The 8590-nt window shown below is 60.2% G+C and carries 10 protein-coding genes and 1 pseudogene; 10 read left to right on the forward strand and 1 reads right to left on the reverse strand.

Going from position 1 to position 8590, the window contains the following annotated elements; genetic code table 11:
- The first annotated feature begins 172 nt into the window (after positions 1-172).
- The 3 genes and pseudogenes from ACM9ME_RS14440 to ACM9ME_RS14450 all read left to right on the forward strand — a co-directional run bounded on the left by ACM9ME_RS14440 (position 173) and on the right by ACM9ME_RS14450 (position 3221).
- Positions 173-1072 carry an alpha/beta hydrolase gene (locus ACM9ME_RS14440; RefSeq protein WP_415644164.1) on the forward strand — a complete coding sequence of 300 codons (900 nt, stop codon included), beginning with the start codon at positions 173-175 and terminating at the stop codon, positions 1070-1072.
- 136 nt (positions 1073-1208) lie between these two features.
- The gene (locus ACM9ME_RS14445) at positions 1209-1922 is read left to right on the forward strand and encodes an SDR family NAD(P)-dependent oxidoreductase (protein WP_415644175.1); all 714 of its coding nucleotides are present in this window, start codon (positions 1209-1211) and stop codon (positions 1920-1922) included.
- 340 nt (positions 1923-2262) lie between these two features.
- Positions 2263-3221 (forward strand): annotated as a pseudogene (locus ACM9ME_RS14450) (IS481 family transposase).
- A gap of 26 nt (positions 3222-3247) precedes the next feature.
- Here ACM9ME_RS14450 and ACM9ME_RS14455 read toward each other — a convergent pair.
- The gene (locus ACM9ME_RS14455; RefSeq protein ID WP_415644165.1) at positions 3248-4300 is read right to left on the reverse strand and encodes an IS630 family transposase; all 1053 of its coding nucleotides are present in this window, start codon (positions 4298-4300) and stop codon (positions 3248-3250) included.
- A gap of 227 nt (positions 4301-4527) precedes the next feature.
- On the opposite strand from ACM9ME_RS14455, the gene ACM9ME_RS14460 reads away from it, so the two are divergent.
- The 7 genes from ACM9ME_RS14460 to ACM9ME_RS14490 all read left to right on the forward strand — a co-directional run bounded on the left by ACM9ME_RS14460 (position 4528) and on the right by ACM9ME_RS14490 (position 8412).
- Positions 4528-4986 carry a hypothetical protein gene (locus ACM9ME_RS14460; RefSeq protein WP_415644166.1) on the forward strand — a complete coding sequence of 153 codons (459 nt, stop codon included), beginning with the start codon at positions 4528-4530 and terminating at the stop codon, positions 4984-4986.
- Between the two features lie 44 nt (positions 4987-5030).
- A complete protein-coding gene (locus ACM9ME_RS14465; RefSeq protein ID WP_415644167.1) occupies positions 5031-5732 on the forward strand; it encodes a hypothetical protein in 702 nt (233 codons plus the stop codon).
- 113 nt (positions 5733-5845) lie between these two features.
- Entirely contained in the window at positions 5846-6115 is a 270-nt protein-coding gene (locus ACM9ME_RS14470) for a hypothetical protein (RefSeq protein WP_415644168.1), read from the forward strand.
- Positions 6116-6281: 166 nt separating this feature from the next.
- Complete coding sequence (locus ACM9ME_RS14475; RefSeq protein ID WP_415644169.1) at positions 6282-6722, forward strand: hypothetical protein; 441 nt, start codon at positions 6282-6284, stop codon at positions 6720-6722.
- A gap of 166 nt (positions 6723-6888) precedes the next feature.
- A complete protein-coding gene (locus ACM9ME_RS14480) occupies positions 6889-7239 on the forward strand; it encodes a hypothetical protein (protein ID WP_415644170.1) in 351 nt (116 codons plus the stop codon).
- A gap of 271 nt (positions 7240-7510) precedes the next feature.
- Complete coding sequence (locus tag ACM9ME_RS14485) at positions 7511-7843, forward strand: hypothetical protein (RefSeq protein ID WP_415644171.1); 333 nt, start codon at positions 7511-7513, stop codon at positions 7841-7843.
- Positions 7844-7854: 11 nt separating this feature from the next.
- Positions 7855-8412, forward strand: a complete 558-nt coding sequence (locus tag ACM9ME_RS14490; RefSeq protein WP_415644172.1) for a hypothetical protein — start codon at positions 7855-7857, stop codon at positions 8410-8412.
- Positions 8413-8590 lie beyond the last annotated feature (178 nt).

Raw genomic sequence — 8590 nt, forward strand, 5'->3', positions numbered from 1 at the left:
GCCCCATGTTCCACACGATTTAAGCAGAACCGCCCGGCCTGTGCCAAGCTTTACAGCTTGTGGGCTGATAACGGCGGTAGCATTGCGCCCAATAGCCGCCGTTCGCGTTGCCGTTGCTCACACTCAAAAGCCGACGTAAAACGGGATCCGTGCGACTGGGGGAACAAGGGCCATGTTGAGACTCGTTGCGGCTGCGCTGGCGCTTTCGATCAGCGGTTGCGCGGTAGCTGAGCCGTTAGACTTCGATCAATATGTAGCGTCGATCAAGCCGGTCAAACCGGTTGCCCGGGTGACCTATGGGTCGGCGGCGTCCCAGCACGCCGATCTGTATTTGCCCACGAGCAAGGGGCCGCATCCGGTGGTTGTGCTCATTCATGGCGGATGCTGGCAGGCGAATGTCCCCGACGAAGCCATGGGGTTGAGCCAAAACGCCGCCGATCTGAGCGCGCATGGCGTCGCAGTATGGAATGTCGAATATCGCCGGATCGGCGAGCCCGGCGGCGGTTATCCCGGAATGTACGAGGATGTCGCAGCCAGCATCGACAAGCTGCGCGATGTCGCGGACCAGTATAAGCTCGACCTTCGCCGCGTGATTGTCGTCGGTCACTCGGCCGGAGGTCATCTGGCGTTATGGGCGGCGGCAAGGTCAAAGCTCCCGGCAAGCAGCCCGTTCTACCGCGCAAACGCGTTGCCGGTTCGGGGTGCTGTTTCCCTCGCGGGCGTCGGCAACCTCAAATATCACGCAAATTTGCTGGCGACAGTATGTCCCGACATCAAGATCGATCAGGTTGTTGGTCCGCTCGGCGCAGCGCGACCGGATCCGTTTGCTGACACGTCGCCTCGAAAGATGTTGCCGCTCGGCGTACCGACAATTTCCATAACCGGCGACTATGACCAAGAGGTGCCGCCTTATGTCGGTTACCTATGGCGGAGGGTGGCTCTGAAAGCCGGCGACAGCGCGACTGATATCGTCTTGCCTGACGCAGGCCACTTCGACGTGGTATCGGTGACGGCTCCCAGCTGGATCTTGGTTCGCAAGCAAGTCCTGACGATGATGGCGGCCACGAAATAACGAATGCGGCGGATGATGATCTCCGCCAGATTTCATTCGGTGGACGCAGGGTTCGGAGATTGATGCTGCGCGCACGAACGGCGCCGAGCAGTTGTGATTGAGGACATTTGATGGATTCTTTCAGAGACGACAGTTGATCGTGGGCAGCGCGGATAAGACCTCTGCGGTCATTATAGGCGCGTCGGGTGGGATTGGCTCAGCGCTCGAAGCCGCCCTTATCGAGGAAGGCGCATTTGAGGTGGTTCATGGCTTTGCCCGGTCGCGAGGCGGGGTGCAGCATCTTGATCTGCTCGATGAAGCCAGCATTGCCGCTGCCGCGGCGCACGTTGGCGTTGGTCCAGCGCCCAGTCTGGTGATTGTTGCTACGGGTATGCTTCACGAAGAGAGCAACGACCCAGAAAGGGCGCTGCGCGATCTCGACCCGAGCTGGCTCGCGAAGGTCTACGCAGTAAACGCGATTGGTCCGGCTATTGTGGCGAAGCATTTCTTACCGCTCATGCCCCGGAGCGGACGGGTCGTATTCGCGGCATTGTCCGCCCGCGTTGGATCGATCACCGACAATCGGCTCGGCGGGTGGCACGGATACCGTGCCTCAAAGGCGGCGCTCAACATGCTGGTTCGCAATATTGCGATCGAGGAGCGGCGTCGCAACGATCGCGCCATCATCGTCGCAGTGCATCCCGGAACGGTCGATACCGCTTTGTCACGGCCCTTTCAGGGCAACGTGCAGCCCGGTCGACTGTTCAGCGCCGACCGTGCAGCGATGCAGTTGCTCGACATGATAGACGAACTATCGGTGCGCGACAGCGGCAAGCTGTTCGACTTCGAAGGTGAGGAAGTTCCCTTTTAGAGGTTGGCTTGACCCCCACTGCCTTTTTGCGCTCAGTTTCGGTTATTCAACCTGTCGCCCGCCGATCCCAAAAGCAGCCATCCACCGTGCGGCCTGCGAACGTCCGATATTGCGTGAATAGTGGTTGGTCCGCTTTAGGTGCTTTCCTCGGGGTCCAGCCGTCGATTCAGCTGGAGCGCGAAGGCGGCTGAGCGTCAGACTGTGCCTTCCACAGCCACCAACGCTCTTGCTTGGCAAATTTTGTGTAGGCGATCGCGGGGTTCGCCAGGCCTTCCCCATCTAGGTGTTTGATCCCACGGTTTGATGGTGCGATCCTTTCGTTGGAATGGAAGGAAGCATTATGGGGCAAGTTCGTCATGGGAGCGCCACGACCACGTACGCTGTCAGAGCAGCAATACAGCGATCGCAAGCTTCGCTCGCGGCGCTGAGCCGGGAGCTGAGCATCAACCCGAAGACGGTGGCGAAGTGGCGTAAGCGAGCGACGGTTGAGGATCTGAAGACCGGGCCGAAGGCCCCCCACTCCACGACCCTGACCCAAGCAGAGGAGGCCGCCGTGGTCGCGTTCCGCCGTCACACACTGCTACCGCTCGACGACTGCCTCTACGCATTGCAGCCGTCGATCCCGCATCTGACACGCTCCGCGCTGCACCGCTGCCTGCAGCGCCACGGCATATCCCGTCTGCCGGATATCGAGGGCAATAAACCCACGCGTCAGCGCTTCAAGCGCTACCCGATCGGCTTCTTTCACGTGGACATCGCCGAGGTGCAAACCGCCGAAGGCAAGCTCTACCTGTTCGTCGGCATTGATCGCACCAGCAAGTTCGCGGTGACGCAACTGGTCGACAAAGCTGACAGGCGAACGGCGTGGGAGTTCCTTGAGCATCTGCTCAAGCCGTACCCTACCGCATCCATACGATCCTCACCGACAACGGCATCCAGTTTGCTGAGCAGCCGCGCAACCGGAACACCGCCTGGTCGCGCCAGATGCGCTTCGACATGATCTGCGAGGCGAACGACATTGAGCATCGTCTGACCAAGCCGAACCACCCATGGACCAACGGGCAGGTCGAACGGATGAACCGCACCATCAAGGAAGCCACCGTCAAACGCTTCCACTACGAGAGCCATGACCAGCTGCGGGTACACCTCGCCGACTTCATCGCCGCCTACAACTTCGCCCGCCGTCTGAAGACCCTCAGCGGCCTCACACCCTACGAATACATCGCCAAAATCTGGACTTCAGAGCCAGAACGGTTCATCATCCACCCGATCCACCAGATGCCGGGACTAAACACCTAGTGGATTGATTCCAACGTTTGGAACCCTCAGTTTCGAGCCGCAATGATGTCATCGGGATTGGCCTTCCAGGTGAAGGGTTTGGGGTCTGCGGCGTTGTATTCGCAGATGAAGCGATTGATGGCGGCCTGGAGATCGACGACGGAATGGAACACGCCGTTCTTGAGCCGGCGCCGGGTCAGCTTGGCGAAGAAGCCCTCGACGGCGTTGAGCCATGAGCACGAGGTCGGCGTGAAGTGGAAGGTCCAGCGCGGATGGCGGGCGAGCCATTGCTGGACCTTGTCCTTCTTGTGAGCGGCGTAGTTGTCGAGGATCACGTGGACCGCCTTGTCGGCCGGCACCTCGCGCTCGATGCGATTGAGGAAGCGGATGAACTCCTGATGGCGATGGCGCTGCATGTTCTGGCCAATGACCGTTCCGTCCAGCACATTGAGCGCGGCGAACAGCGTGGTCGTGCCGTGGCGCTTGTAGTCATGGGTCATGGTGCCGGCGCGACCCTTCTTCATCGGCAGACCGGGTTGGGTGCGGTCAAGCGCCTGGATCTGCGACTTCTCATCGAAGGACAGCACCACAGCGTGAGCCGGCGGATCGACATAGAGGCCGACTATCTCGGTGAGCTTCTCGGCGAACGCCGGGTCGTTCGACAGCTTGAAGCTGCGCCAGCGGTGGGGACTGAGACCGTGCGTCTTCCAGATCGCCTGCACCGTCGATGCGGCCACGCCAGCCACCTTCGCCATCGCCCGCACCGTCCAATGGGTCGCCTCGTGCGGCGGCGGTTCTTGCGTCAGGCGGACGATCTCGGCGACACGCGCGGGCGGGATCGGCGTCTTGCCGGGCGGGCGGGACTTGTCGCGAAGCAGACCATCGACGCCTTCGTGCATGAAGCGCTCCTGCCAGCGCCACACGCAGGTCTTCGACTTGCCGGTCTGGGTCATGATTGCCGAGGTGCCCTGACCGTCACCACTCAACAAAACGATGCGCGCACGCCAGACGTGCTTCTGCGGACTTTGGGGCGCCGCAGCGATCGCGTTCAATCGCTGACGGTCGGCGGCTGATAAGGTGAAACTGATGCCTTCGCGCATCCTCCCAACATCGCATGGCAGCGGACCGCTGGGAATCCCCGTTCGGACTCTTACGTTCCGGTCAATCCACTAGCACGGCATTTTTGCTCCACAGTCTGGGCACTCGCCGCCGTCATTGTAAAGTGTGCGACGTACGCACAACGGCTGGAGGGACCGATGGCGTACGGACATTTGTGAGGATTCTCCGACCTTGTCGTTCCTTCAATCATCGCAATTAGGGAGCCGTGATGACGAGTAGTTACCTGTCGAGGCCGCTCCTGACGATGTTAGGTGCGGCCGATGTCGATGTAAGAGATGTCCAGAAAGAGATCGCGCAGCAGATGGGGGGAAACCGTTATCCGGTGCTTCGCTCGGATCATCTTTTTGTCCGGCGGGTTCGCGAAGCTACCGGCGTGCATCTGACCGTCATTGCGTGGCGTTATAACAGGCTGCTTATGTCCATCGAGCAGATAAAGGACGGTCGCATCCATTGGATGTACCATGAGTTTAAAAGCAGCCAGTGCTCCTTTCGCTGCCGAACTCAGCAATCGGCAGTCGTCACTGGAGCGCTTCGCCGCAAGCATTTTGCTGTCGTTACCGATAAGATCGGCGTCCTGGCCGACGTCAGGATTGCTGGGTTGGACGAGCATTCCGCGAGCGAAGGATGGCTCAGCCTAAAGCTGGCGCCGGAATGGATCTCATTCTGAGTGTCGCTAATTAGCGTCAGGCGGCGAAGAGGCTAATCAGCCTGATGCTCGACTCGACCCCACAACGCCTTGGATCCTTCTACCTTGAGGATCTTTCAATCGTGGCGCTTGCCGCCTCCGCGGACCAAAACATCTCACCGATGCTTCCAGAGCTTGACGAAGCGCGTCGCGCTCGATTGCGTTCGCGCATCAAGCAGCTTGGCCGGCACAACTGGCCCTCTAGCCTTTACGGCGACCCGCTGCTGCGTCGCGGTTACACGCTGCGTCAGTGCTGCCGCTTGATCGCCACCCTGATGCTCCTCGATGCTCACCTCGCTCCCAGCGACGCCATTGCGCTCGCCCAAGCCAACGAGCTCAGCATACTGCGCGCGATAGCGCCGCGGCTGGAGACCGTCATCGTGGGACGATCCCTTGTCAGCGCCGCCGACCTGCTGATGGTCGTGCCGCTGGGGGAACTGGTAGATCTCGTCGCAGCCGAGCAGTGGCGCAAATTCCAGCCACAGGCGATTAGACTAGTACGCCGGCGGGACCTCTCATCATTATGGTCAGCCGACGCCGAGCTCCAATTTCCTGGCCAGCGGCTCGTCCTCGACATTGGGCTGGCCGTCTCGACCGCATGGCTTTGGATGCGCGAACGCAGATTGATGACGGATATAGCAGTCGAGGCGCTGCTGGATGAGGTCGGGGCCGCAGAAAAGAGCCCTGGATATTCAGGTCCAACAGCACCGATTTTCCGACAGCGGTAGATCGGCGTCACATGTCGCCGAACACTTGACATTGATTTGTTGATTTGGCAGACATGCGTTCAATGAGCTTGGGTCATCCCCGGCGAATCCTTGATCGTCAGAGGAGCGAGCGTTTGAACGAGTATGTCATCAGCCAGATCCGCCGGATTAGTGACGCGATGCTCCAGGCCGATGGCGGGGGCGCCTTTAGTAACGCCGAACGGATCGCCGGCGCCTTCGTAAACGGTCGCGCCGATTGGCTGCCGGAGAGGTACGACGACATTGGTGGCGCCCTCATTCGGCTTGGGGCTGAATGGCGCGAGGCCGTCGTCGAGGTCTGGATGCGCAACTATAATGGGGGGTGGGGAACCGCGTGGTTGGTCAACCGGTCAGAAGAAGCCTGATTCTCCAACGTCATCGGTCAGCGCACCACCAGCCGGGTCAAGATCACGACGAGCGAAATGGAAGGCCATGTGGGGCAGTTAATCCCGTTGGCGTCCTGCGCCACTTGACGAACGTAGAGTCAGATTACCGCGTGATGGCCGCAAGACGCGATTGGAAAGAGGAAATATGGGTGACGTCTGGAACAGCGTGACGGTTTATGGACCGGCACTGGAAATAGACCGCTTTAAGCGGCTGTGCATTGCTCCATCCGAGACGGTTTTCCGCTCGGGACAGAGCGGCTGGGAGGGTTGCGCTTGCACCATCTCCGTTCCGTCAGCGAGAACGAAAGATCCTTCACGATCGCCGAGCTACTACTCGGACGAGGTGTGGAATTTTCAGCAGTTCACACGGACTTCCGAGGTAGAATACTCGTTCTCCTTCGATACCGATGGCGAGTTCCCTGTCATCCTTTTCGAGTGCCTTGCAGCGAGCTTACCGAAGCTTTCGTTTGACTGCCGTTGCATTGCAAGCTTGGACGAGTTTATGGGCTTCGGATGGTTTAATGGTCCGCCGGGGAGTCAAGATTTCAGGCAGGACTATGAGGTCCCGGAGGACTATTGGGGCTAGCAGAGTAGGCTGAAGCGGAGCTGCACGGCCCAGATCGAGCACGACGCTCGCATCGACGGACTGCAAAATCGACGTCAAACTGATCGGGCGTTACGATCGGCCATCAAACATGCGCGAGGATCCCGCGCTCCGTCCCGGTTACACCTTGCGACAATGTTTCCGATTGATGCCCGCCTTGCTTCTGCTTGATGCCCATATCCCAACGAGCATCGCCACTCCCATCGCGCGCGCCAATGAGATCCTGCTTCTGCAAACCATAATGGCGCGCCTCGGGAATGTTGAGGCGCGAACGCCAGCAAACGATATCGCGGTCTTACTGCTAGGCGACTATTGGGAATGGCTAGATCCCGCCGAGTGGACAGTAAGCGAAGCTTATCGCGTGCGCACGATCCATCGCGCCGACATTGCTGATTTATGGACCGACGATGAAGGCCTTGGCTCAGCCGGACAGCGGCTCGTCATCGACATTGGCGGTGCAGGACGAACCATTTGGCGCTGGCTGAGGCTCGCGGCCTGATGCCGGCCAACGCACTCACGGAGCTAACGGGTGAGGTTGAAGGGATGTCATCACAACCCGTTTTTCAGCTTTCTGGGCACCGTTCTGAGCGACGGCATGACGCAGGAGAATAATCCATGTGGAATCCACTTGCCGCGGCACCGGTTCGTCCGTGGGGCAGCGGCTTTCAATCAGTGACAGTCGGACGGTCGCATGTCGTATTGCAGGCGCCCGACGGGCAACTATGGGACAGCGTGCGCGACGCATTTGGGCTGAACGCCTCGACATGTGCATGTGCGAAGACCAGACTGACCAACTCGAGCTGATGCGTGCCACCCTGCGTTGTATCGCGGAGGACATGCACCGCATCGACTCGGCGGCGATGATCGCGAACCTGTTCGGCGGCAGCACGCTTTTCTTTCGCCATGTCCTTCTGGACCTGTCCAACCGAGATTTGCTCGAGCACGAAGGGACAGTCTTCAAGCACGCCAGGCTGGCGGCGTTCGAATGGTCCGTATTGGCCATGCTCGAGGCGACCAAGCCGGCCGTCATCGATTATGACGATGCAACCCAGCAGCGTTCTGCCGCCAGCCAGCGCGGTGAAGAGCGCGTCCTCGCCATTTAGGGAAATCGACTATGCCCAGCTCCAATCATTATTTTCGAAACTGCTGCGCGGACACTCTGTTCGCGCGCATGCGCCGTGGCACGCTGATGCCGCAGGTTGATCAGGATCTGGATACGCCGATCTTCTTGAGCGATCGCGCTGTAGGGGCTGGCGAGCTCGCCATCGCCGACCCCTTCCCTGTCGCCAGCGATGGCGCTGTACGCTTCGTGCGCGGCGAGAGCGATGGAGGGCCGGCAGTCGTGATGGAGGAACGTGGTCAGGACGACGTCTGGCACGACAGCTGGGCCCTGCCTACGGATTCGGTCGACGCACGCGAGGGGATGATCGGTTGGCTCAACACCCAGAGCCACCGGTGGGATCGGTTTGCCAACATGCTGCGCCGTCGCGGCGCGGACGAACTCACCAAATGGATTTTCGAACTCATGGTGGTGCCAAACTCCATCCACGCCACCCCGGCTCGGTTCGAGTCGCAACGCTGGACGTATCTCCATCGACAGCCCCGCGCAGCGGGCAGAACCGACGACTGCTCGTGCCGTCCCGGCAGCGTGCAGCATAGCCGCGACTTGTGACAAGTGATGCTCAACCCCACCGCGTTGACACACGGTGGGGCGATGCATCAGGCCGCCAACGTGCGCAGCGGGACGCCCATCACCTGAGGATAAAGCCCGACCAGCGGATACCATTTATCGGCGAGGGATTTGCAGGCGGCGGGGGTCCGCAACCAATTCTGCCGCCGCTTCCCAAATT

This window comes from Sphingomonas antarctica (assembly GCF_965137005.1).
GTDB classification, from domain to species: Bacteria; Pseudomonadota; Alphaproteobacteria; order Sphingomonadales; family Sphingomonadaceae; genus Sphingomonas_O; species Sphingomonas_O antarctica.